Origin of the sequence: Borrelia sp. RT5S, assembly GCF_021165755.1 — a bacterium.
GTDB lineage: Bacteria > Spirochaetota > Spirochaetia > Borreliales > Borreliaceae > Borrelia.
On the sequence record NZ_CP088936.1, the window covers coordinates 303,675 to 326,557 of the forward strand.

Consider the following 22,883-nt stretch of genomic DNA (forward strand, 5'->3'; position numbering starts at 1 on the left):
AAGAGAGGCTTAAGAAAAATTCTTAAGCCTCTCTTCTATCCTGTCAAGTTGAGATGAAATACGAGCATCAATTTCTCCAAAATCAGTTTCAATAACACATCCTCCCTTGCCTATATTTATATCCTCAACAACTTCCAAATTTTCTATAAAATCAAACTTAGAAACAAACTCAGTCTTTTCATGACTAACAATATCTACATCATCAAGATTAACTCTAATAATAATATTAGTTTTATTTTTTACCTTCTTTAAAGCCTCATTCACATTTTCTATAACCACACTCTTTTGCGTATCTACAATTTTCTTAACCACTTTAACTGCAATCTGCATAACAAGTTTCATTATCTGATCCCCTGAGGATTCAAGAATTTCTTTTCTCTTTGCAACCAAAGCAGCTATCATACTGTTTAATTTTCCTACCAATTTATCAAAATCCTCACAGCCCCTACTAAATCCTACTTCATACCCCTCTTTCCTCCCCTTAGCAGTTGCAACCTCAAGCTCACCTTTCAACTTATCCTCATACTCTTTAACTATTTTTTCAATCTCAGAATTAACCTCTTTCTCAATCTCCTCTTTCCTGCCCTCAGCCTCCCTTTGCAATACCTCAGCCTTCTCATTCGCTAAGCCCACTATCCTACTAGCCTGTTCATTAGCTTCTTTAAGAATCCTAGAAGACTCCTCCTCTACTTCCCTCCTAGCAACCTCACGGCCATTACTAATCTCTTCCTGCAGTTTCACTCTCTTATTCATTAAACCCTCAAGCTCGCTTCTAAGACTAGCAACTTGATTGTCAATATTAAAAACTTCACTTTCCTTTTTTCTAACTTCCAAAGACTCAAAAACAGGATTTGCAATCTCAACAAATTCTAACTTCACCGCATTTGCAATCTCTTTTGATTTATATAAAATCTTAGGCAAACAAAGCTCCTTTGCTAAACAAGTACATCTTCTTCACCTCCTCTAGAAATTACTATTTCACCCTGTTCTTCCAATTTTCTAATCAAAGAAACGATCTTCTGTTGAGATTCTTCCACATCCTTACGCCTAGTGGGCCCCAAAAATTCCATATCTTCCTTAAGCATTCCAGCAGCTCTCTTAGACATGTTTTTAAAAATCTTCTCCTGCACAGGCACATCAACAGATTTTAAAGCCTTTGCCAATTCCTGCCCATCTATTTCCCTTAAAACCCTCTGTATTGACCTATCATCAAGAAGAACAATATCTTCAAATACAAACATCTTCTTCTTTATCTCCTCCGCAAGCTCAGGATCCTCCTCCTCAAGAGATTCAATAATAAATTTCTCTGTCTTCCTATCCGCCATATTAATTATCTCAACAACATTATCAACCCCACCAGCTGAGGTATAATCTTCTGAGGATAAAGAAGCCAGCTTTTTCTCAAGAACCCTCTCAACTTCTCTTACCACTTCAGGAGAAGTTCTATCCATCAACGCGATTCTTCTTGCAACATTAGTCTGGATTTCAGTAGGAAGACTTGACAAAATAAACGAAGCTTTTTGGGGATCAAGATACGAAAGTATTAAAGCAATCGTTTGCGGATGTTCCTGCTGTATGAAATTTAAAATATTAGCAGGATCAGCTCGCCTAATAAACTCAAAAGGTCTTGATTGTAAAGCAGAACCCAAATTATTAATAATATCTACAGCCTTCTGTGTACCAAGAGATTTCTCAAGAAGCTCCCTAGCATAATCTATACCACCCTTTTGAATAAACTCTTGGGCCATCATCAATTCTTTAAATTCCAAAAGAACGCTATCCTTAAGTTCAGAGGTAATAGTATCAAGCTTTGCTATCTCAAAAGTTAAAGATTCTATCTCTTCCTGAGAGAGATACTTAAACACCCTAGATGAAATCTCAGAACCTATTGAAACCAACAAAATAGCCGCTTTCTGTTTCCCCGTTAAAGTAGATATATCAAGTTCTTCTTTTTCACTTCTCTCTTCCATAAACCTCATTGCCCTTTATACATTCTTAAAAATCCACGTTCTAATTAGTTTAGCAACATCCTCTGGCTTCTCTCTCGCCAACAGTTCCGCATTATTCTGTAGCTCATCGCCCTCTCTAAGTCCGCCAACAACATCATCAACTCCAATATCATCTCCATCCATTAATGCCTGCTGTCGTCTTAAATGAGCCTGTTTTGCAAATTCTTCTTCTCGAAGACGCCTTCTCCTCTCAAGTTCTCTAGAAACAACAAAGAAAACCGTAAAGATTACTATCAATAATGCAATTATCACACTTAGTATATACAAAAAATACTTAAAATTTTCATTAGCAAAGTAGTCCTCATCTATTTTTCTAAATTCACTCAATCTATCAAATGCAATATTCCTAACCGTAATAGAATCACCCCTTTCGGGTTTATATTCAAAAGAACTCTGTAAAACATCTGTAATATTTTTCAAAGATTCATCGGAAATAGGCTTATATTCTCTTTTACGAATACCATTCTCTATTACAAAATTCCCAGATTTATCATAAACAAAATCCCAAATGCCATCCACAAAAATACCAAGAGAAACTCCCGCAACCCTAGCAGGCTCTTTCTCATTTAAAGATTTCTTCTCATTAAGAGCAACATTCTTTGTCTCCTTAAACTCATTCGACTTGCCAATAATATCACTTAAATCCTGATACTCAGGCGGAGTATTACCCTCCTGCCCAGGCGGCCCCCATGGACTATAACCCTGTCCCTGATACTCCCTTTTATGCACCTGGGAAGAGATCACAGTAGAATCGCTAATTTTTCTTGTATTATAAGAAACTTTTGGATCCTGAGGCTGAAGCTCAATAGGAGAATACTCTTTAGACTCCGTAGTCTGACGTGAAGTGTCCAACTTCACATTAACCCTTGCGACCATAAACCTATCAACAGACAAAACCCTACTTAATGCAAAATCAATTTCATCCCTTAACATAGATTCATACTTTAATTTAAGTTTCCTTTCCTTTTCTGCTAAATCAATTCTATCAACTCCATCCAAATTGGAAAAATCATTTAATATATTCCCCTTATTGTCAACAATAGCAATGTTATCTGATTCAAGTCCCTCAACAGCATACTGAATCAACTTAACAAGTCCCTCTACCTTCTTACGGTTAGTAACAATATCTGAACCAGGCTTGGGAGTAATTCTAACAGAAGCCTTAACTGCTTCCTGTGCTTCCTTAAAAAGAGCTTTCTCAGGCATTACAAGACTAATGCTAACAGCATCAACATCATCAAGAGCAACAATATGTTGCTCTACAGCCCTCGTAATTGATCTTCTAAGATTAATGTTTCTTTCAAAATCCGTAATGGTCCATCTATCGATATCAAAAAGAGACCAAGGGTCCATATGAACAGGTACAAGCTCCTCCCTAACAAGAATTGCCCTCATCCTCTTAGATATACCTTCATCTGTCAGGTAAATCTTTCCGTCAGCAGTAATAGTATACGCAACACCCTCCCTATCAAGTCTTTGAACTATTCTATCTAACAAATATTGATCTTTAATCCCAACGCCAAAAAGAGCAACACTCTGAGCCTTAGTAGAAAAACCCACCAAAAAAATGAATGCAAAAATTACAAATAAAGCAATAACTCCAAAGGCTATCCTTTGAATTACGCTGGCTTTTCTAAAAACCGTTCCCAAAGATGCAAAAAAATTAGTAACAAAATTGCCCAAATCGTGTAGCTCCTTAGCGAATGTTAATTATGTCTTGATAAGCCCTAATACCTTTTTCAACAACAGCCTTTGCGATACTCAAATTCATATTAGCCTTAGCCATTGCAATAATGATATCATGAACATCAACTTTGCCCGGCTCCACAATAGCCTTCTCCGTCATCCTAGAAACATCCAACTGGCTATCGTTCACCCTAGATATTGCATCAAAAAACACGTCCTTAAAAGTTCCAGGCAGCCCACCTCCTTTAACTTCAAGGCCAGTAGAATTTAATTTAAAGTGTAAAGGGTCCTTACGCACCAAATGAACCCCATTGTCATCCATAAAAAAAGAATCAACTCTCATTCTCTAACCCCCTAACTTTGCAATATTGCTAGCGCATTCCTAAACATCGACTTACTACTATTAATAACAGTAGAATTTGCCTCATAAGCACGAGAAGCGGAAATCATATCCACCATCTCTTCAACTACATTAACATTAGGAAGCTCTACATACCCCTTCCGCTCACCAAAACTTATCGCATCAGGATGCGTTGGATCATACTTCAACTTTAAAGGAGCTTTATCCTTTTCAACACCAGCGACCCTCACACCTTGCCCAATTCCATTATCAAGATACTCAGGCACAAAAGGACCCTTCCAATATGGATTTCTAACCCTTGAAGAGAAAATCACCCTCTGCCTTCTATAAGCCCCCCCTTCAGAGGTTCTAGTAGTCCCTACATTGGCAATATTATTCGAGATAACATCTATCCTTAATCTCTGTGCCGTCAAACCCGTCGAAGCAGTATTAATACTTGAAAACAACCCCATAAATTATATTCCTCAAGATAATAGCCTATTTTATTACAATATTCACACTTTTAAAATAATGAGCCTGAATATTTGTAAACAAGTTATACATCATCTGATTCTGGACAAGGCTTTTAATCTCAGAATCAATATTGACATTATTGCCGTTATTATTAAAAGTAGAAGCATAATCAAGCATTCTATGTGGCTTTATATCTAAATACCCCAACTCTCTGGCTCCTTCTAAGTGCTTTTCATTGCTCTTTGCTAGGGACAAGCTGGGAACAATTTCGTCCACAAGAGCTCGCTTAAGCTCGGCTTCAAAAGTGACCCCACTTCTCTTAAAATTTGGAGTATCCACATTCGCAATATTATCAGACACTACATCCTGCCTTAAACTGAGCACATTCAAGTATCTATGTGTCAAATCAACTGACCTTTCAAAATCAACCAAATCAATACCCTCTACTTAAAACAACCTTTACCTATATTATATAATAATTTAAGTCTTTTTTTTCCTTAATCTCTATTTTTTCATTGACATAGTTCAAGTCTATTTCAATTTTTTTCAACTTGCTACCGGGTGCCTCAAAAAAAAGATCAGCAAGAACTTTTTCCATAACTCCATGCAGTCTTCTTGCTCCAAGATTTTCACCTTCAAGATTCATATTAAAGGTAAGCTCAGCTATTCTCTCAATTGCCTCTTCACTAAACTTCAAGGTTAAGTTATATATCTTAAACATCTCAATATATTGTCTTATTAAAGAATTCTTAGTTTCCTTTAAAATATTTTTAAAGTCATCGATACTCAGGCTTTTAAGCTCAACTTTGATTGGAAATCTACCCTGAAGTTCGGGTATTAAATCAGAAGGCTTTGATAAATTAAAGGCCCCTGCTGCGATAAACAAAATATGAGAAGTGTCTACTATTCCATATCTCGTATTGACTTTAGAACCCTCGACAATTGGCAATATATCTCTTTGAACTCCCTCTCTGGAAACATCATTTCCACCTCTATTCTTAGTAGCTATCTTATCAATCTCATCAATAAAAATAATTCCCATATTCTCCACCCTCGATTTTGCAATCTCTACAATGTTCTCATTATCAACCAATTTTTCAAGCTCTTCAGATAAAATGATTTCCCTAGCTTTTTTTACTTTTACCTCCCTCTTCTTTTTCCTATCAAATATATTATTAATCAACCCCCCAAGACTCATGTCAATCTCTTCAAAATTACCACCAGAAAATATTTCTATTGTTGAAACGGGCATTTTACCTGAGACATAAATATCAATCAGATCCTCATCAAGAGATCCACTTCTTAACTGCTTTCTAAATTTATCTCTTACTTTCTCACCAATCTTCTTTTCCTCTTCATCCTCAGAATTCTCAGGCACCTTAAAAAGCTTGTCAATTATTCTCTCCTCTGCACGCTTACTTGCCTCTTCGCGCACAGAATCATACATTTCCTCTTTTACCATACTAACAGCAATACTCATTAAATCTCGAACCATAGATTCAACATCACGCCCCACATAACCTACCTCAGTATACTTAGTAGCCTCAACCTTAATAAAAGGGGCCTTAATAAGCTTAGAAAGCCTCCTTGCAATTTCAGTTTTACCAATTCCAGTTGAACCAATCATAATAATATTTTTAGGCATAACATCATCTCTTATCTCTTTGGGAAGCTTAGATCTTATGTATCTATTAACAAGAGCTATTGAAACTAATTTTTTAGCCTCAGATTGTCCTATTATGTACTTATCCAATTCTGCAACAATCTCCTTAGGAATTATATTATGCTTTTCAAATTTATCCATTAACCAATCTCCTCAAGAACAATATTTGAATTCGTGTATATACACACCCTTGCCGCCACCTTTAAAGACTTAAAAGCAATCTCAACAGCACTTAATTTTTTATCTTCCATATAAGCAAGCGCCGCCGAGTATGCAAAATTTCCTCCACTGCCTATAGAGATGACATCCTCCTCAGGCTCAACAACATCACCAGTACCCGAAATTAATAAAATATTATCAGAGTCCGCAACAAGCATCATTGCTTCAAGCTTGTGTAATATTCTGTCAGACCTCCAATCTTTTGCAAGATCTACAGCAGCTCTTTTAATATCAATAATCCCATCTTCTCTAGCTTTTATCTTCTCTTCAAATTTCTCAAAAAGAGTAATAGCATCAGAAGTTGAACCTGCAAACCCTGCCAAAATCTTACCACCAAGTAATTTTCTTATTTTTATAGCATTGGACTTTAAAACAGTATGCCCAAAAGTCACCTGCCCATCTGCAGCCACCACGGTCTTTCCCTTTCTTTTTATTGCAATCACTGTAGTTCCGTTAAAATTCATACTAAACCCCCTATTTAGATACTTCATTCAATAACTTTTTAACAAGCATACTAGATACATTCTTACACTCAAAATAATCCCCAGGGTCATCGTCGCTAACTGCAGGCTCATTGTGTTGAGCATTAAGTATCTTATAAAGATCTGGTATTCCCTTAATCTCCTGAGCTCCACTTTCATACAAAGCCTTAGAGCCCTCCCCAGAATAATCGATATTGTATACATAAACATCAAGACCTAAATCAAGTCCAATATTGGCAGTAATTAAAGCACCAGATTTTATCGGTGCGTATGTTACAAAAATAGAATCTGAGAGGCCTGATATTATTCTATTTCTCTTCGCAAAAAAATAATTTTTCATTTTTTCATAGGGTAAAGTTTCAGTAATTATTCCTCCTCCATTTTCTAAAAGCTCGGAGACATATCTTCTATTTTGCTTTGGATAAATATTATCAATGTCGGTTGCAATAACAGCGTAAGTTTTTTTCTTATTCTTTATTGCACCAAGATGAGCTTCAATATCAGCACCTATTGCAAATCCAGATATTACCTCTACATTATTTCTAGCAAGGTGATATGTCAACTCTCTGATTTTATTTGCTAAAGCCCTATTGATTCGTCTTGAACCCACTACAGCCCAGGACACAGCATCAGAATCTGGAAGGTCTCCCTTATAATAAATAACAAATGGTGGATCGTAAATTCTTTTAAGCTTTAAAGGATAGTCCCTATCTCCTAAAAAAGAGACCTTTGCGCCTGTTCTATTAATAACCCTATGTTGCAGCTCTATCAACTTCAAATCTGGGAATTTATGTACTTTCCTGAAGTCTCTAGACAAATAGCAAGAAATATCGCTTATGGTTAATTTAAAAACATCATCTAAACCAAAATTATTAAAAATCTTAAGTTTTTCTTCTCCCCTTAAAAACCTTAAACTATCTATGTAGAGTAGTTTAATCATAAATCTATTTAAAATTACTCATTACTCTGTTGACTCCCTCTATTTGCTCCTCTGTTAAAGCCTTACCTTTTGCTTTTTCATAAAACAATAAAGCATTACTAAAATCACCAAGAGAATAGTAATTTGAGCCTCTTAACATAAAAAATTCAAAGTAATTTTCTCCCATAGCTTCAAGTTTACTTAAATACCCCTTGGCATCCACTTGCTTATCAAGATCATAAACATACATAGTAGAGAGAGAAAAAAGAGCCTCTTTAAAATCATTTTTAATAGAAATCGACTTTAAAAAAGAATTTTCTGCAAGGTTTAAATATTCCCCAACCTTTTCTCCACTTTTTATTTCTTTAGCCAAGTTGTAGGAAGATACTCCTACATAAAAATGAGACAAATGATTACCCGGACTATATTCTAAATTTTTATTAAAATACTCAATGGCAGGTCCGTATTGTCCAAGTTTAATAAGTTCAAGTCCGATTAAACTAAAGAACCTAGACTTCTTATCAATAGAATTTAATATATTTAAAATATTTTTCTCTTCTCTATCAATAAATTCCTTATAAACTTCAATTTTCTCCAAAGGACTCCCTCCTGCTACCTCTATCTCTCTTATCCTAAGACCAAGATTCGTCTTCTCCTTAGATCCACTCCCACAAGAGATAACCAAAAATAACAAGAATGAAATCAACTTCTTCATTCAATCATCACCACTTTTTTTATTCAAATTTCTTAAAAATGTTGGAACATCAATGTCATCCTCAAAATAATTAACATTTTTGGACTTTGCTATAAAGCTTTCGCTCATTCCATAAGAATTTCCCGTATTGTCCTGATTCCCTGACATCAAACTATCAAATTCTTTTGAACTTAAAGTATTGTTCTCAGTAGCACCAGACAAGTCTTTTTGCTTTTTAGAAGAAAAGCCAGTGGCAACAACAGTAACGTAAATTTCATCATCAAGGTTCGAATTAATAGCATGTCCATAAATAACAGTAGCTTCATCATCAACACTAGCAGTAATGATTCCCATGATCTCCTCAAGCTCAAGCAATGAGAAATCCTCCCCCCCCGTTACATTAACAAGAAGCCCCTTAGACCCCTCAATTCTAACTTCTTCAAGTAAAGGATTACTAATAGCGGAAGTAGCTGCATCAACTGCCCTATTCTCTCCCTTGCCATAACCAATACCCATTAAAGCATCTCCCTGACCCTGCATAATACTCTTAACATCAGCAAAGTCAATATTAACCTCTCCATGCTCAATAATAAGACCAGCAATTCCCTGAACACCCATCCTTAAAACATCATCTGCTCTTTTAAAAGCATCCTTAATAGTGGTCCGCTTATCAACAACAGTTAAAAGTTTTTGATTTGGAATAATTATTAAGGTATCAACCGATTTTCTCAAATTATTTATCCCCTGCTCAGCGAGTCTCATTTTTTTAGGTCCCTCAAATTTAAAAGGCTTAGTAACAACCCCAACAGTTAAAATTCCAAGTTCTTTTGCCATCTGAGCAATTACAGGAGCCGCTCCCGTTCCAGTTCCTCCCCCCATTCCAGCAGTAATGAATACCATGTCAGCGCCGGCTAAATGATTTTTAATAATATCAATATCTTCCTCGGCCGCAGCCTGCCCAATTTCAGGTTTCCCACCAGCCCCAAGCCCCGCAGTAACTTTGGCACCAAGAGCAATTTTTATCGGAGCAATTGAAGTCTGAAGTGCTTGAAGATCAGTATTTGCCACAATAAATTCAACATCCCTTACTCCATACTCAATCATACGATTAACAGCATTACTACCGCCTCCACCTGCGCCAATTACCTTAAGGACCGTAGGACTTGCAGCAGAGTCAAATCTCCTTGAATGACTGTCAATAATATTATAATCTTTCATTAAATTTCCTCCATGGCCGGTCAAAACCACTCTTTCAAAAACCAACCTTTTAACTTTGAAGATATTTTATTTTGCTTCTTGGATTTACTATTTCCTTTCTTTAATTTATTGAATTTTTGTTGTTCGTGCTTATAAAGAACAAGCCCAAGGGCTGAAGCAAATTTAGGATCAACATACTCCTCGCTTACCCCATTAATATTCATCGGAAACCCTATTCTTGACGGGTATTTAAACACCTCTTCCATTAAATTAGAAATACCGGGAAATAATGCACCCCCACCCGTTAACACAATACCTCCATTGATCTTATTGTAAAGCCCCTTCTTCATTACTTCGACTTTAATCATTTCAAAAATCTCACTTAACCTTGAATTAATAATAATAGCCAATTCTTTCCTACTTTTCTCCTGAGGGGGCCTAGTTCCAAGGTTAGGAATAACAACGCTCTCCATCTGGCTTTCAAGTACAGAAATGTGAGCAACACCCGCTGTTATCTTAATATTCTCAGCAACATCCTCAGGTACCTTCCAAACCTGGGCAATGTCGAGAGTTACTCTATTCGCACCAATAGGCACCACACCCGTATAATAAGGAGAACCATCGACATAAAGAATTACATCTGTCGTCCCTTTGCCCATATCAATAAATAAAACTCCCATCTCCCTCTCTTCCTTAGATAAAGTGGCATATGAGGATGCTAAGCTTCCAAGAACAATCTCATCAACAGAAAATCCAGCACGATTCACACATCTAACTAAATTTTGACTTGAAGAACTAGAACCTGTAATAATATGGACTTCACCCTCAAGCCGAATTCCCATCATATCTATCGGATTCTTTATATGAGGAATCCCATCTACAATAAACTCCTGAGGAACTACATGCAAAATCTCCCTATCCATCGGGATTACAATAGCCTTAGCAGCTTCAATAACACGATCAACATCCTCTTCATTAATCTCTCTGGTTTTTGAATTTATTGCAACAACGCCGCGAGAATTAGTACCCTCAATGCTACTACCTGACATAGAAACAGAAAGATCAGAAATATCACATCCAGAGATGAGTTCTGCAGCTTCAATAGAATTAGAAATCGAATCAAGCGCAGCCTCTATGTTTATAAGAACCCCCTTCCTAACGCCCCTTGATACACTAGTGCCTATCCCTACTATTTCCAATTGGTTATTTAAATTTATCTCAGCAACAACAGTGCAAATCTTTGAAGTCCCAACATCCAACCCCACTATCAAATTCCTAGACACTAATTTTCTCCTAACAAAATGATATCACCACTTCTTAAATCAACAGTATCGGTGCTTCCTTTAAGCAAATCAGCTATCATTAATACCCTATGCATTGAACTAATTAAGTTCATATCAGCAGTTATCAATATCTTATTATATATATTTTTCATATACAAAGTTATCTTGTAATCATAGAAATTCAATTTCAAAAAATTGATCTCTGATATTAAATTATACAAAGTATTATGATTTATTTTAATATAATTAAGTTGCTTTATAACAGTAACCATCCTATCTTCTAAAAAATCACCTACTTCATTTTCACCTAGACGCAATCCACTAATTATAGGCAAATCATAAATTAAATCTTTACACTTTTCTAAAATTACACCCTCTGAGTCAATGAAATAATAAATGAAGCCACCATCAATATTTTCATAAGTAACAGCAACAGGAATCCTCTTTTCGATATTAATACTGATTTTATTAGGAAATCTAAGCTTAACCCTTGCACTCTTTACTCTTAAATCTTTCTTAATATTTGCCTCATAAGCATTAGTATCGGCTTCATAATAATAAGTATTAGGCTTAATACCTGAAATCTTTATTATATCTTCTTGAGAAATATGAATATCATCATTAAAGCTAATATACCTAATTAAAAAATAAGGCGAAACAAAAATAATAAAAACAATCTCAAGCAATATAAGAGAAACTACTATATAAATGTACCTTAACAAAAATCTTTTATAAACCATCATAGTAAAGATTGAACTAATTCTTCTATAATCCCCCCAAGATTTACCCGGTCTCAATATCTCTAGCAACATTTGCAATCAAACCAGAAAGTGCCATTGTAATAACAATAGAGGAGCCACCTGAGGAGAAAAATGGCAAATTTATTCCTGTAGGTGGCAGGAGCCCAACTGCAATTAAAATATTCATAATACTTTGAAGGAAGATTACAAGACTTGATATGAAAGCAATAAAAAACTTAAACCTAGTCTTAGCATAAATAGCAACAAAATACCCAAGATAGAAAAATAAAAAAAACAGTACAATTGCAATGCAAACTCCCAAAAACCCCAGTTCTTCTCCAAGAACTGAGAAAATGAAATCCGAGTTAGCCTCTGGTAGTTTTCCAAGCTTTATCTCTCCCATGCCAAGGCCCTTACCCCAAATACCTCCACTCTTTAAAGCATTAAAAGACGCAATTATCTGGTATCCCTTTCCCGAAGGATCTTCATAAGGATTTAGAAAAGCAAAAATTCTGGCAACTCTATAAGGCTCAAACATTAAAAAAAGAACAGAAATTGGCAAAAACGTAAACAAGATAGAAAACATATACCCAACTGCCATCTCAGAAACAAACAAGATAATAAAAAAAAGAATAGCAAAATAAATAGCCGTTGAATAATCATTTTGCAAAATTATAAGCAACCAAAAACTGGAAAAAACCAGCATGGGCTTAATCCAATAAGAAATATTGTTGTCTGATTTTAATCTAAATTTACTCAAATAACTTGAGAGATAGATTGTAAAAGATAATTTAAAAATCTCTGAAGGCTGTATACTAACTCCCCCAAAAAATATCCATCTTTTTGCACCAGAAATACTAGGAGACAGAAAGGTCGCTAAAACCAAAGCAAAGGTTATAAGCAGTACAATAGACACTGTTTTTCTTAAAAAATCTAGAGAAATTCTTTCAAAAACAAAAAATGTAACAAAACTCAAAAAAAGGTACTTAAGGCGCATTAAAAATAAAAAATTAGGCTCTCCTGTAAGCTCCAAACTTAAAAAGAAAGAAGACGTATAAAATACAATAAGCCCATAAGAAACAAGTGACCACAAAATAAGCAAATAGTAATTTTTAAGCAAACTTTTATCTATAAACATGGCAATAAATTTTAACTCATCTAATCTTAAGAGTACTTAAAGCAAGTATAGCGAATATTAAACCTATTATCCAAAATCTAATAACAACCTGCATTTCAGACCACCCAAGCTCTTCAAAATGGTGATGAAGTGGTGCCATTTTAAATATTCTTTTTCCAGTCCTCTTATACACAGCTACCTGAATAATTACAGACAAAGTCTCGACCACAAAAACCCCTGCAAGAATTGCAAAAAGAATTTCACTTTTCAAAATTAAAGCAACCATTCCAAGGATTGCCCCAATTGACAAACTACCAGTATCTCCCATCATTATTTTGGCAGGATAAGCATTAAACCATAAGAACCCAAAACTACCCCCAAGCAAAGCTCCAAGAAATATTACAAGTTCTTCAGATCCCTTAATATTTGGAATATTTAAATAAGATGCAAAATCCGCTCTACTTGCAAGATAAGCAATTATTATTAAAGCTCCTGTTATAACTATGCTAAGCCCAATGGCAAGCCCATCAAGTCCATCTGTTAAATTAAAAGAATTAGACGCAGATATTAAAACAAACATTCCAAACGGTATATACAAAAGACCTAAATCTAACTTGAAAGACTTAATAAATGGGAAATAAATTATACTGACATGCACACTTCCAAAATAATAAAGAATACTGACTGACACAAAAGAGAACAGAATTTGACCGTAAATTTTAAACCTAGCATTAAGTCCATCTGTATTTTTTCTCTTTATCTTTAAAAGATCATCCACAAACCCCAAACATGCAAAGCTAATCATTACAAAAAGAATAATTAAAAAGTAAATATTTAAAGGATTAGCCCAAAATAACAAAGAAGCTAAAACACAAGAAAAAATGAGAATACCCCCCATGGTAGGAATTCCCACCTTTTCATTCAAATGGCGCTTTGGGCCTTCTTCTCTTAAGATTTGATCTAACTTCAATTTCTTAAGTTTTAAGATAATAAAGGGACCAACAAACAAGGCAAGTAAAAATGCAAAAATGGTGGCATAAGCTGTCCTGAAAGTAATATACTTAAGCAGTCTTAATCCTAGAAGATAAAACATAAAACCTCATTAATCCCTAAATGTAGTCAAGAATCCTTTCAAGTCTATTTGACCTTGATCCCTTAATAACAATAAAGCACTGAGTCTCTAAATTCTTAACAAAATAATCAATAAAATTTTCAAAACTATTAAAATAATACAAATTACTTAGGTCTAAATTCTTATTCCTCTTTATTTCTTGATATTCTTCTCCAATTAAAAAAACTTTCTCAAAATCCATCAGAATAATCTCCTGTACTACTGTTTTATGTGCTTCATACGAAAATTTTCCAAGTTCTTTAAAAGCACCAAGAACAATAATTTTCTTACCTTCAATATCAAGATCCATAATCATCTTCTTTAAAGCCATAAAGGAACCTAAATTGCCATTATAAGAATCATTTAATACCAAATAATCCTTTACCCTTATAAGCTCTGCTCTCCCTCTTTGGAAATCAGTATTCATAAGTCCCCTTCTAATTTCATCTTCATTAAGCCCAAGCAGCAAAGCTAGGTTGATGCAAGATATTGCATTAAAAATGTTATGCCTACCTGGCATCAAAATAGAATAATTAAAGCCCTTGTAATTAAAATCACAAGACAATTTCTCATTCAATATTGAAAATGATCCTATTTGCAGCCTATCAAACTCAAAGTATAAAATTTTACTCCCTGGGCTCCTAAAATTAGCTATTTTTTTCAAATCAGGATGATAAGGGCAGCTCTCATTCAGAATTACTATCCTCGTGCTCTTAGTAATAATTCTGGCCTTCTCAGAAGCAACAATATCTAGGTTTTCAAAAGCCTGCATGTGTGCATAACTTATGTTTGTAATAACAACGATTTCAGGATTCAATATCTCAGAGAGGAGACTCATTTCTCCAATATAGCTAATCCCAACTTCAAAAACAGCATATTCCTCATCTCCCCTAGTTCTTAAGATACTAAGGGGAAGTCCAATATCTGAATTTAAATTCCCCCAAGTCTTACAAGTTTTATACCTTGCAGACAATACACTGTAAAGCATTTCCTTTGTTGTAGTTTTTCCATTGCTACCAGTAACAGCTATTCTTTTGAAATTTGTTTTCTTAATAAAATATGATGCCATCCTTTGCAAGAAAGCTATTACATCACTAGTTAGCAAAAATCCTAAATCATCTCTCTTTTTTAAATGCTCAACACAGGCAAGTTCATAATCCCTAGAACAAACAAAACATTTAACGCCAATATCAATCAAATAATCAACAAAAGAAAATCCATCTACTCTATCTCCCTTATATGCAAAATAAAGACTATCGCTACTGTTCTCCGCATTTATTTCACGACTATCAATTGAATAAAAGGATAAAACCCTTTGCATGCTACTCGAATGGCCAATAAATTTAACATCCTCTGAAGAATTTAGAATATCCTCAACTTTTATATGCACTAAACACTCCTCATTTAAGGAATCTGTTACTCAATAACATTTATGTTCTTATTTTCCTGTTTCTCTAAATCTAAATAATCTTGACTAAGTTCTTCTATCCTCTCAATGTTTTCCAGTTCATATATCACAGTCAATAATCTAAGATTATCATCAACAATATTACTTTGCTCTTGATTTAAATCCTCAAATTCTCTCAATTTCACAACATATCTAAAATTAAGATAAATGTTAAGACATGCAACTACTGTTAATATCAAAATCAATAAATAATATAGCTTCAATTTTCCCCATTTTACCTATCTATTCTTTTTACAGCTCTAAGCTTAGCGCTCCTTGATGCACTATTAAATTTCTTCTCTTTCAAACTTGGAATTATAGGTTTTTTAGTCAACACAGAATACAAATTTTTATCCAAATTTTTAAAAAATTCTTTTACAATTTTATCCTCTAATGAATGAAATGTAATAATAGCTAAAATTCCATCCTTTGCTAGTTTCTCTAACCATAGTGGCAAACTTCTCTTCAATCTGAAAAGTTCATCGTTGACATGAATTCTTAATGCCTGAAACGTTTTAGTTGCTGGATTTATTTTAAAATTGACCCTAGGATAACTTCTTTCAATTATATTCTGTAGTTCTAGGGCAGTCTTTATTTTCCCCACTTTCCTACTTTCTAAAATAGATTTTACAATTCTTCTAGAATAATGCTCACCGCCAAGTTCATAGATTAAATTTTCAAGTTTTTCTTTGCTAAAAGTGTTTACAATGTCACAAGCAGTAAGACTTAAAGAACTAGGATCAAGTCTCATATCCAATACCTCATCCTTAAGAAAAGAAAACCCCCTTCCGCTTTCCCTGTAATGAAACATGGAAACACCAAGATCAACTAAAATAAAACTAGTGTTACGCTTTAAAGGGTATTCACAAAAAAAATCATCAAACCAAGTGTTAAAATACGAAATCCTATCTTTAAATTCTTCCAGAAAGTTTCTCGCTCTATTTAAAATGGTAACATCTCTCTCAATGCCAACTACACTTATGTTTTCATATTTCCTTAATACCTCACCTGAATGCCCACCTTCCCCTAGGGTACAATCAATGAAAATAGATTCATCACCCACACAAACAGAATCCAAAAGACTGACCACCTCGTCAAGAAGCACAGGGGCATGAAGCGCAACATCACCCATTAATAACAAACCTATAAGTTAACTTATTCCCCGTCTCATAAACATCTCCATACTTGATTGTAATTTCGTTCTTTCCCTTAGCAAACTCAAGATTATTTATTTCAATAATCCCATCATTCTTCTTTATGTTAAAAAAAGATGAATTGTAGTCATTGCCCCCAGAAACAACATATGAATTATTTTTCAAAAATATACTTTGAAATTTAACACGAAAAACACTTTTATTATTAAAAAACACTTCAAAGTAATAAATACCCTTAAGGATATTTAAAGCATTGACATTCCCCTTAGAAAAATTTAAAACAAGACCATAGTTCCCAAATTCCACATCTAAATTTACATTTCTCTGCAATTCAAGTATCGTATCATCTTTGTCCTTTAGCAGGACATTACTCAAAGAAAAGGAAGTGCCTACAGTTAAATTAGCTCTATTCTTGATTACAAATAATGGGTTGATTATATGCCCTCTATGTTGATCAATAACTACAACATCAAAGATTTTGTTACCGTCTATGAAAAAAATTCTCTCGTTTTTATAAATAAAATCACCGAAAAATTCTAAATTAAGAGCCGAATCTTTGTCAAAAACAATTAGAATACTATTCTCGTATTCTCTTTCCTTGTTTTTGGAATATAAAACTTTATAGTTGTTTGAAAAAACAGAAATATTTGTATCTACAGACTTAAGCTTTATGCCAATACCTAAATCATCATTTGCAAGCTCGCCAAAATCCCTAACTAAATCAAATTTTTCACCCTTCCCGAACTCCAAAAACGAATACAGATTAGCAAAGCTAAAAAGAAAAAGAAATATAATCTTCATGGCAATTACAATCCCAAATACCTTAAACCACCATCATCGCTAAAGTACAAAACTCCCCCATCAAATTCAACATATGAAGCTATCCCATCGCTAAAAAATATGTTATCAAACATCTTAAAAGAATTTTCAGAATAGGTTCTTACATTTATTATCCTAGCATCTAAATCATAAAAATATATTCTATAAATTGCACAAAGAGAATCATATGAAGCTTTTAAAACATAATTTTTATTATCAACTTTAAAAAGTTTACCGTTCTCAATATTAATTATTAAAAATGAATCTTTAGTTTCAATGAATAAATTATAAAAATCATCAACTCTTAAAAAGGGATTAAAATTTTTCATTTCTAAATTACCTAAACGTATTACCCGATCGTACTTATTATCCAAATTAATTATCTCTAAAGAATGCCCTTCATCTTCCCTTATCACACACAAATACTTACTATCTAAGCTCAACTTAACACACAAAACCGGGAACCTAATATCTGGGACATCACCGCTATAAATCAAATTACCCTGCTTGTATGTATAAACCTTACCATCAGATAATCCTAGAGATAAGACATCTTTTTTATAATCAATACTTAATATTGACGCTATGAACTTTAAAGACAAAATCTTATCTCCACTGGGCCCATAAACCTCTAACTCTTTATATAAATCATTTAAAGCAAAAATGGCATTATCTTTCGCAAAAACAAAACCTTTAAATTTAAACGAAAATAAAAATTTATTAGTTCCCCTGAGGAACACGGAATAATGATCTTTAAATTTAGAAATCACATAGTAATAATCTGAAAAACTTACTAAATGATCATTTAAAACTCTGTAACGGCCCTTATTAGAATCTAGTTTTATAACCTTTCCTCCAATAAAGGCACTATCACTTGAAGAAATATCAACAAAATCATGAAGGCTCCTCTCAAAATGCTTAAACTTATAAAATGTAGAAACAGTGGTAGTTGTTTTTAGTAAAAAATTAACCACTACTGTTAAGAATAATAAAAAAATTAATAATAAAAGAAACCTTATTTTTTTATACTCAATTGCGCTTTCTTCATTAAAATTCAAAATTATTAGTATCCTTCCTTATTACTCTGATTTGTTCAAATCCGACTGAAACTTGGCAGACCAAACATCATAAAATTTTGAAAACTTTTCAGCTATCTCCTTTTGGGAAGTGACAATAGCTAGAATCTTTCCGGCTTGAATATAACTCAAGGCCTGTTTTGAAAACACGTAAGCTTTACTTGATTCATATCTAACTTTTAAAAGAAATGCCCCCTCCTCTAAAAGCTCTAAAGACTTAATAAGATGGGCTAATTGAACCTTATAAAAAGGACTATCAATAACCAGGTTTTTTGCTAAATTCTTAAAATCAATAAAATTCTTCACAAAAACAATAAATTTAAGATATACATCTTCAAGGAAAAAAATTGACTTAGAATCGCCTTTGTTAAAATATCTTCCCAAATCAATAAGATAGCCTAATTTTCTAACAATTAAAAACCGCTCTTTAGGGTCCAGATCAACTACAGACCCTCTTGCAATAAGCTCACTGGGAGAAGCAAGTAAAACAGGACTTACAAATAAAGAAAAATCGTTAATGAAGTTAAAAAGATTTTTTTTAAAATTATAGTTAACCTTCAATCTAGGTCTTGTATAAAAATAATTTAAAGAGATAATATAACTTAAAGCATTCAAATTTAAATTGATAAAATTAATTGTCGCTTCAGAATCAAGCGATAGCTTCCCAGATCCTTTGATTTCTCTTATATCATTGAATGTTTGCAAAATAAGATTATCAATGAATAAAATTTTTTGATAATCCTTACTATCAACTAAATCCATAAATACCCATTCACACTCGACTACTATTTTTCAAAAGAGCCTCTGCATGTTTAATGCTGCTGTCATTAATATCCCCACTAAGCATCCTAGCAATCTCTGAAACTCGATCATTTCCTTTCAACAGAGTAGCACTAACACAAGTACCACTTTTACTGCATTCCTTTTTTATTAAAACATGATAATCTGCAAGACTTGCAATATTGGCAAGATGAGTTACAACAAATATTTGAATATTATCAGATAAATTTTTTAAATACTTACCCAAACTAACACCAGCCTCTCCCCCTATCCCAGAATCAATCTCATCAAATATTACAAGCCTATCTTCGCTAACATTTTGTACACTCTTAATAGCCAACATTATCCTTGAAAGCTCACCCCCAGAAGCAATTCTATAAATTGGCTGCGCCTTTAACCCAAGATTACTAGAAATTGAAAACTCTACCTCATCAATACCCGTCAAGCTCATTTTCTTTTCCGATACTGAAGCAAAAAATTTTGCATTACCCATATTAAGCCTGTGTAATATTTCTGTTACTCCAGAAGAAAAGCTTAAGGCAGCCCCTTTCCTAGCTTTTGAAATATTACCCGCCAACTTTTCCACCAGGCGTAACAAGTCATTCAATCTTTGCTCCCTATCTAGCCTTTCAGTTTCAAAATTAAGAGACGAATGCACAACAGTACCACACCTTTCTCTCAATTCTATGACATCTTCAATATTTGGTCCATACTTTTTTTTGAGGCGAAAAATGTCATATAACCTGCTCTCTATTTCTTCAACCTCTCTCTCATCATAAGTCATATCAAGCAGGAGCTGACTATAAGCCTGCCCAATATCCTCAAGCTCATAATAAGAATTCTTAAGACGCTTCTCAAGCTCATAATAAGCACTGTTCATCCCAGATAGATATTCAGAGTCACAAATTACCCTTTTTATCTCACCCAAAGCAGAAGCCTTTTCGCTCAAAGTTAAGACATTCTTTAAGTTTAACAGCGTACTGCACAAAGCTTCATGATTTCGAAGCTCATCTAACCTGAGCTTTAAACTCTCCTCTTCCCCTATTCTGGGACTTAAAGAATCTATATCCTTAAGTATACTTTCACATTCTTCTTTACTTTCTTTATGCGATTTTTCTTCCGAAATAAAATTATCATAATCATGTAAAAATTTAATGTAATCCTCGTAAACTAATTTATATTCTTCCAAATAAGCATTCAAATTAGCATAATTATCTAAAATTTTTAGATTATTTGATGGATTTCTCAAAATTAAATATTGTTGATTTTGAGAGTGAACCTCAACCAGCATGTCAAAAACCGGTTTTAAGACTACGCTAGAAATAGGCTCATTGTTAATATAGTAATTACTCAAAAAAGTGTCTGAAGACTTAGCTATAATTACCCTCTTTATGACAATAAAATCGTCTACTGGTAATCCCTTAGAAAGCAAATAATCTCTAGATTCTTTATTTGCCACAAACTTAGCAAGCAAAACACACTCTCCCTCTTTATCCATAATGACGTTATCTTTAAGTTTTCCACCAAACAAATAATAAATTGAAGACAACAGCAAACTCTTCCCACTGCCAGACTCACCCGTAAATACTACTAAGCCCTTGCTAAGATCAATAAATACCTCTTTAATTAAAACAAAATTTCTTATAAATAGCTCAACCAACATATAAAACTCAAAAATAAAATATTAAAATGCTTCGTCTTATAATAACTTATTTTTAAGTCTTTTCACAAAAGTATCCGTACAAAAAGACGCAAACCGAAGGCTTTTATTTGCGAGATTTACTTCAAAAACAATGCCAACTTCAAACTTTCCAAGATTAACCCCATCAATAAAAATTGATGCTGGTTTTAGGGTACATTTTTTTTGAAATGAAAGCGTAACCTTACTCCCAACTGAGAAAACAAAGGAACGATTATAAACCGAATGCGGAGAAATGGGAGTTAAAATGAAAGCTTTAAGATCTGATTCTAAAATAGAGCCCCCTGCAGAGAAAGAATATCCGGTTGACCCCGTAGGGGTCGCAAATATTATCCCATCACTTCTGTATGAAAGAAAATCTTCTGAGTTAACCTTAAGATCTACACAAATTAACTTATTAAGAATACTTGAACGAATAATCACATCATTTAAAGCATACTTAGTAAATAAAGCGTGCCCACTCTCATAAGCACTCACACTAAGCAAATATTTCTCATGAATAACTAAAGAATTATTGAAAAATTTATCTATGACTTCCCTAAAATCTTTGGGCTTTATGTCTGCTAAAAACCCTACTTTGCCCAGATTGATTGAAATAATTGGAATATCAATATCATTTTCTAACAACAAACTACTGGCCAATAAAACCGTGCCATCGCCCCCCAAGGTTATTGCAAAAATCAAACCAGTACCCGCTGACAACCCCAAAGATTTACCAGCTCCCATTAACAAACTTAAAACACCATATTTATCTTTTAGATATTTTTGTATCTCGCAACCAAGAAACTCAGCATGCAAATTTGAGTAATTAACATAAATTAAAACCCTATCCTCCATTACTCTCCTTGTATGGAATCTCTTCAAACTCAACCTTGTCAAATATCTGCTCAATATCAATTAATACTAAATACTCACTCTCAAAATTTTCCTCTCTATCGACTTTAACAACACCAGATATATACTTTCTGTCCAAAGTCTGCAAAGTAGCAGGAGGTTCCTGCACCCTAGATTCATCAAAACTAATAACTTTTAAAACTTTATCCACAAATATGCCTAAAAGCTTTCCCTTAATATTTACTATTAAATAACCTGTTAAAATTTTATCTTCCTCTGTCTGGCAAATAGAAGGAATGTTGAACCTAACATTTAAATTTATTAAAGGAATAATATCCCCTCTGAGATTGTAAATACCTGTAATGTACTCAGGAACATTGGGTATCGCATATATGCTCTCCAGAGGCACCTTGATCACCTCCCTAATATGATCTATTGTAACCCCATAGCTTTCCCTTCCTATTTTAAAACACGCAATCTGAAGCTGAGATCTTCTTTCTCTAACTTTTTCTCTTCCAAACATACCCACACCCTTAACATTATCTAAACTACTCGCTCCTAATGCATGAAGCCCTTAGATAAAAAATAAACTTCAAATGAATTCTTTCTCACAGCTTTAGGCCTAATCTTCCTAACAAGTCTAAAACACCTCTTAAGCATAAAAAAAATCTGTTCCTCCTCTCCCCCCTGAAAAACCTTAATTAATAAATTTCCGCCCACCACCAACACTTCAGAAGCTAGATCCACTACTCTACTACTCAGATTAAAAGAATTGCTCGTATCAACCAATCTGTTACCGGTAGTTCTAGGAGCTACATCACTTAACACCAAACTGTAAGGAGCAAAAGATTTAATTTTTTGCAAAACACTATCAAGATGAATATCACCCTTTATAAAACAAAAATCACTACTAAAATTAAGACCCACCTCATCAAGATCAACGGCAACAAGCATTCCCCCTTGCAACTTACCATAAGCATACTGAGAAAAACTGCCAGGAGATGCCCCAATATCCAATATGTTACCAGAAGAAAACAAGGAAAACCTCTTGTCAATTTCTATCAACTTATAAACAGACCTAGCAAGGTATCCTTCCCTCCTGGCCCTCCTAGAATACTCATCGTTAATATCATACATACA

At 33.9% G+C, this 22,883-nt stretch carries 25 protein-coding genes; all 25 read right to left on the reverse strand.

The features are described from left to right. Window positions 1-9 precede the first annotated feature (9 nt). The 25 genes from fliH to LSO06_RS01585 are packed head-to-tail and all read right to left on the reverse strand — an operon-like array spanning window position 10 to window position 22,880. On the reverse strand, window positions 10-921 hold the full coding sequence (gene fliH / locus LSO06_RS01465; protein WP_231760316.1) for a flagellar assembly protein FliH: 912 nt from the start codon (window positions 919-921) through the stop codon (window positions 10-12). Window positions 922-935: 14 nt separating this feature from the next. Continuing rightward, window positions 936-1,970 carry a flagellar motor switch protein FliG gene (gene fliG / locus LSO06_RS01470; protein ID WP_231760860.1) on the reverse strand — a complete coding sequence of 345 codons (1,035 nt, stop codon included), beginning with the start codon at window positions 1,968-1,970 and terminating at the stop codon, window positions 936-938. A 15-nt stretch (window positions 1,971-1,985) separates the two neighbouring features. Next, window positions 1,986-3,692, reverse strand: coding sequence for a flagellar basal-body MS-ring/collar protein FliF (gene fliF / locus LSO06_RS01475; protein WP_231760317.1), 1,707 nt, complete (start codon window positions 3,690-3,692; stop codon window positions 1,986-1,988). A 13-nt stretch (window positions 3,693-3,705) separates the two neighbouring features. Then, a complete protein-coding gene (gene fliE / locus LSO06_RS01480; RefSeq protein ID WP_231760318.1) occupies window positions 3,706-4,038 on the reverse strand; it encodes a flagellar hook-basal body complex protein FliE in 333 nt (110 codons plus the stop codon). 11 nt (window positions 4,039-4,049) lie between these two features. Further along, window positions 4,050-4,508 (reverse strand): flagellar basal body rod protein FlgC, encoded by a 459-nt coding sequence (gene flgC, locus LSO06_RS01485; protein WP_231760319.1) that lies wholly within the window; start codon window positions 4,506-4,508, stop codon window positions 4,050-4,052. Between the two features lie 25 nt (window positions 4,509-4,533). Continuing rightward, entirely contained in the window at window positions 4,534-4,941 is a 408-nt protein-coding gene (gene flgB / locus LSO06_RS01490) for a flagellar basal body rod protein FlgB (RefSeq protein WP_231760320.1), read from the reverse strand. A gap of 31 nt (window positions 4,942-4,972) precedes the next feature. Next, window positions 4,973-6,313 (reverse strand): HslU--HslV peptidase ATPase subunit, encoded by a 1,341-nt coding sequence (gene hslU, locus LSO06_RS01495; protein WP_231760321.1) that lies wholly within the window; start codon window positions 6,311-6,313, stop codon window positions 4,973-4,975. Next, complete coding sequence (gene hslV / locus LSO06_RS01500) at window positions 6,313-6,855, reverse strand: ATP-dependent protease subunit HslV (RefSeq protein WP_231760322.1); 543 nt, start codon at window positions 6,853-6,855, stop codon at window positions 6,313-6,315. The genes hslU and hslV overlap by 1 nt, the downstream gene beginning before the upstream one ends. Window positions 6,856-6,865: 10 nt before the next feature. Next, complete coding sequence (gene dprA / locus LSO06_RS01505) at window positions 6,866-7,810, reverse strand: DNA-processing protein DprA (RefSeq protein ID WP_231760861.1); 945 nt, start codon at window positions 7,808-7,810, stop codon at window positions 6,866-6,868. A gap of 7 nt (window positions 7,811-7,817) precedes the next feature. Beyond that, window positions 7,818-8,507 (reverse strand): tetratricopeptide repeat protein, encoded by a 690-nt coding sequence (locus tag LSO06_RS01510; RefSeq protein WP_231760323.1) that lies wholly within the window; start codon window positions 8,505-8,507, stop codon window positions 7,818-7,820. Then, entirely contained in the window at window positions 8,508-9,704 is a 1,197-nt protein-coding gene (ftsZ, locus tag LSO06_RS01515) for a cell division protein FtsZ (RefSeq protein ID WP_231760324.1), read from the reverse strand. 20 nt (window positions 9,705-9,724) lie between these two features. Then, complete coding sequence (ftsA, locus tag LSO06_RS01520) at window positions 9,725-10,966, reverse strand: cell division protein FtsA (RefSeq protein WP_231760325.1); 1,242 nt, start codon at window positions 10,964-10,966, stop codon at window positions 9,725-9,727. Next, a complete protein-coding gene (locus LSO06_RS01525; protein ID WP_306416571.1) occupies window positions 10,966-11,709 on the reverse strand; it encodes a cell division protein FtsQ/DivIB in 744 nt (247 codons plus the stop codon). The genes ftsA and LSO06_RS01525 overlap by 1 nt, the downstream gene beginning before the upstream one ends. Window positions 11,710-11,749: 40 nt before the next feature. Further along, window positions 11,750-12,808 (reverse strand): putative lipid II flippase FtsW, encoded by a 1,059-nt coding sequence (gene ftsW, locus LSO06_RS01530; protein ID WP_231760862.1) that lies wholly within the window; start codon window positions 12,806-12,808, stop codon window positions 11,750-11,752. Window positions 12,809-12,860: 52 nt separating this feature from the next. After that, window positions 12,861-13,916: a phospho-N-acetylmuramoyl-pentapeptide-transferase gene (gene mraY, locus LSO06_RS01535; protein ID WP_231760327.1), complete on the reverse strand. Its 1,056-nt coding sequence runs from the start codon at window positions 13,914-13,916 to the stop codon at window positions 12,861-12,863. Between the two features lie 16 nt (window positions 13,917-13,932). Next, window positions 13,933-15,324 carry a UDP-N-acetylmuramoyl-tripeptide--D-alanyl-D-alanine ligase gene (gene murF / locus LSO06_RS01540; protein ID WP_231760328.1) on the reverse strand — a complete coding sequence of 464 codons (1,392 nt, stop codon included), beginning with the start codon at window positions 15,322-15,324 and terminating at the stop codon, window positions 13,933-13,935. Window positions 15,325-15,350: 26 nt separating this feature from the next. After that, window positions 15,351-15,587, reverse strand: coding sequence for a hypothetical protein (locus tag LSO06_RS01545; protein WP_231760329.1), 237 nt, complete (start codon window positions 15,585-15,587; stop codon window positions 15,351-15,353). Between the two features lie 29 nt (window positions 15,588-15,616). Then, complete coding sequence (gene rsmH, locus LSO06_RS01550) at window positions 15,617-16,513, reverse strand: 16S rRNA (cytosine(1402)-N(4))-methyltransferase RsmH (protein WP_231760330.1); 897 nt, start codon at window positions 16,511-16,513, stop codon at window positions 15,617-15,619. Then, entirely contained in the window at window positions 16,506-17,336 is an 831-nt protein-coding gene (locus LSO06_RS01555; RefSeq protein ID WP_231760331.1) for a hypothetical protein, read from the reverse strand. The genes rsmH and LSO06_RS01555 overlap by 8 nt, the downstream gene beginning before the upstream one ends. 5 nt (window positions 17,337-17,341) lie before the next feature. Continuing rightward, a complete protein-coding gene (locus LSO06_RS01560) occupies window positions 17,342-18,412 on the reverse strand; it encodes a hypothetical protein (protein WP_231760332.1) in 1,071 nt (356 codons plus the stop codon). Window positions 18,413-18,433: 21 nt separating this feature from the next. Continuing rightward, on the reverse strand, window positions 18,434-19,192 hold the full coding sequence (locus tag LSO06_RS01565; protein WP_231760333.1) for a hypothetical protein: 759 nt from the start codon (window positions 19,190-19,192) through the stop codon (window positions 18,434-18,436). 10 nt (window positions 19,193-19,202) lie between these two features. Next, window positions 19,203-20,873 carry a DNA repair protein RecN gene (locus LSO06_RS01570; protein WP_231760334.1) on the reverse strand — a complete coding sequence of 557 codons (1,671 nt, stop codon included), beginning with the start codon at window positions 20,871-20,873 and terminating at the stop codon, window positions 19,203-19,205. A gap of 36 nt (window positions 20,874-20,909) precedes the next feature. After that, window positions 20,910-21,746 (reverse strand): NAD(+)/NADH kinase, encoded by an 837-nt coding sequence (locus LSO06_RS01575; RefSeq protein WP_231760863.1) that lies wholly within the window; start codon window positions 21,744-21,746, stop codon window positions 20,910-20,912. Then, the gene (locus LSO06_RS01580) at window positions 21,736-22,266 is read right to left on the reverse strand and encodes a chemotaxis protein CheW (RefSeq protein WP_231760335.1); all 531 of its coding nucleotides are present in this window, start codon (window positions 22,264-22,266) and stop codon (window positions 21,736-21,738) included. The genes LSO06_RS01575 and LSO06_RS01580 overlap by 11 nt, the downstream gene beginning before the upstream one ends. Window positions 22,267-22,301: 35 nt before the next feature. Next, the gene (locus LSO06_RS01585) at window positions 22,302-22,880 is read right to left on the reverse strand and encodes an RlmE family RNA methyltransferase (RefSeq protein ID WP_231760336.1); all 579 of its coding nucleotides are present in this window, start codon (window positions 22,878-22,880) and stop codon (window positions 22,302-22,304) included. Between the last annotated feature and the right edge of the window lie 3 nt (window positions 22,881-22,883).

What these genes read in the sequence shown, in the direction of transcription:
- fliG (WP_231760860.1), bottom strand. Translation starts at nt 1,970, where the DNA reads ATGGAAGAGAGAAGTGAAAAAGAAGAACTTGATATATCTACTTTAACG.
- fliE (WP_231760318.1), bottom strand. Translation starts at nt 4,038, where the DNA reads ATGAGAGTTGATTCTTTTTTTATGGATGACAATGGGGTTCATTTGGTG.
- flgC (WP_231760319.1), bottom strand. Translation starts at nt 4,508, where the DNA reads ATGGGGTTGTTTTCAAGTATTAATACTGCTTCGACGGGTTTGACGGCA.
- hslU (WP_231760321.1), bottom strand. Translation starts at nt 6,313, where the DNA reads ATGGATAAATTTGAAAAGCATAATATAATTCCTAAGGAGATTGTTGCA.
- hslV (WP_231760322.1), bottom strand. Translation starts at nt 6,855, where the DNA reads ATGAATTTTAACGGAACTACAGTGATTGCAATAAAAAGAAAGGGAAAG.
- LSO06_RS01510 (WP_231760323.1), bottom strand. Translation starts at nt 8,507, where the DNA reads ATGAAGAAGTTGATTTCATTCTTGTTATTTTTGGTTATCTCTTGTGGG.
- ftsZ (WP_231760324.1), bottom strand. Translation starts at nt 9,704, where the DNA reads ATGAAAGATTATAATATTATTGACAGTCATTCAAGGAGATTTGACTCT.
- LSO06_RS01525 (WP_306416571.1), bottom strand. Translation starts at nt 11,709, where the DNA reads ATGATGGTTTATAAAAGATTTTTGTTAAGGTACATTTATATAGTAGTT.
- mraY (WP_231760327.1), bottom strand. Translation starts at nt 13,916, where the DNA reads ATGTTTTATCTTCTAGGATTAAGACTGCTTAAGTATATTACTTTCAGG.
- rsmH (WP_231760330.1), bottom strand. Translation starts at nt 16,513, where the DNA reads ATGGGTGATGTTGCGCTTCATGCCCCTGTGCTTCTTGACGAGGTGGTC.
- LSO06_RS01555 (WP_231760331.1), bottom strand. Translation starts at nt 17,336, where the DNA reads ATGAAGATTATATTTCTTTTTCTTTTTAGCTTTGCTAATCTGTATTCG.
- LSO06_RS01565 (WP_231760333.1), bottom strand. Translation starts at nt 19,192, where the DNA reads ATGGATTTAGTTGATAGTAAGGATTATCAAAAAATTTTATTCATTGAT.
- LSO06_RS01570 (WP_231760334.1), bottom strand. Translation starts at nt 20,873, where the DNA reads ATGTTGGTTGAGCTATTTATAAGAAATTTTGTTTTAATTAAAGAGGTA.
- LSO06_RS01575 (WP_231760863.1), bottom strand. Translation starts at nt 21,746, where the DNA reads ATGGAGGATAGGGTTTTAATTTATGTTAATTACTCAAATTTGCATGCT.
- LSO06_RS01580 (WP_231760335.1), bottom strand. Translation starts at nt 22,266, where the DNA reads ATGTTTGGAAGAGAAAAAGTTAGAGAAAGAAGATCTCAGCTTCAGATT.
- LSO06_RS01585 (WP_231760336.1), bottom strand. Translation starts at nt 22,880, where the DNA reads ATGTATGATATTAACGATGAGTATTCTAGGAGGGCCAGGAGGGAAGGA.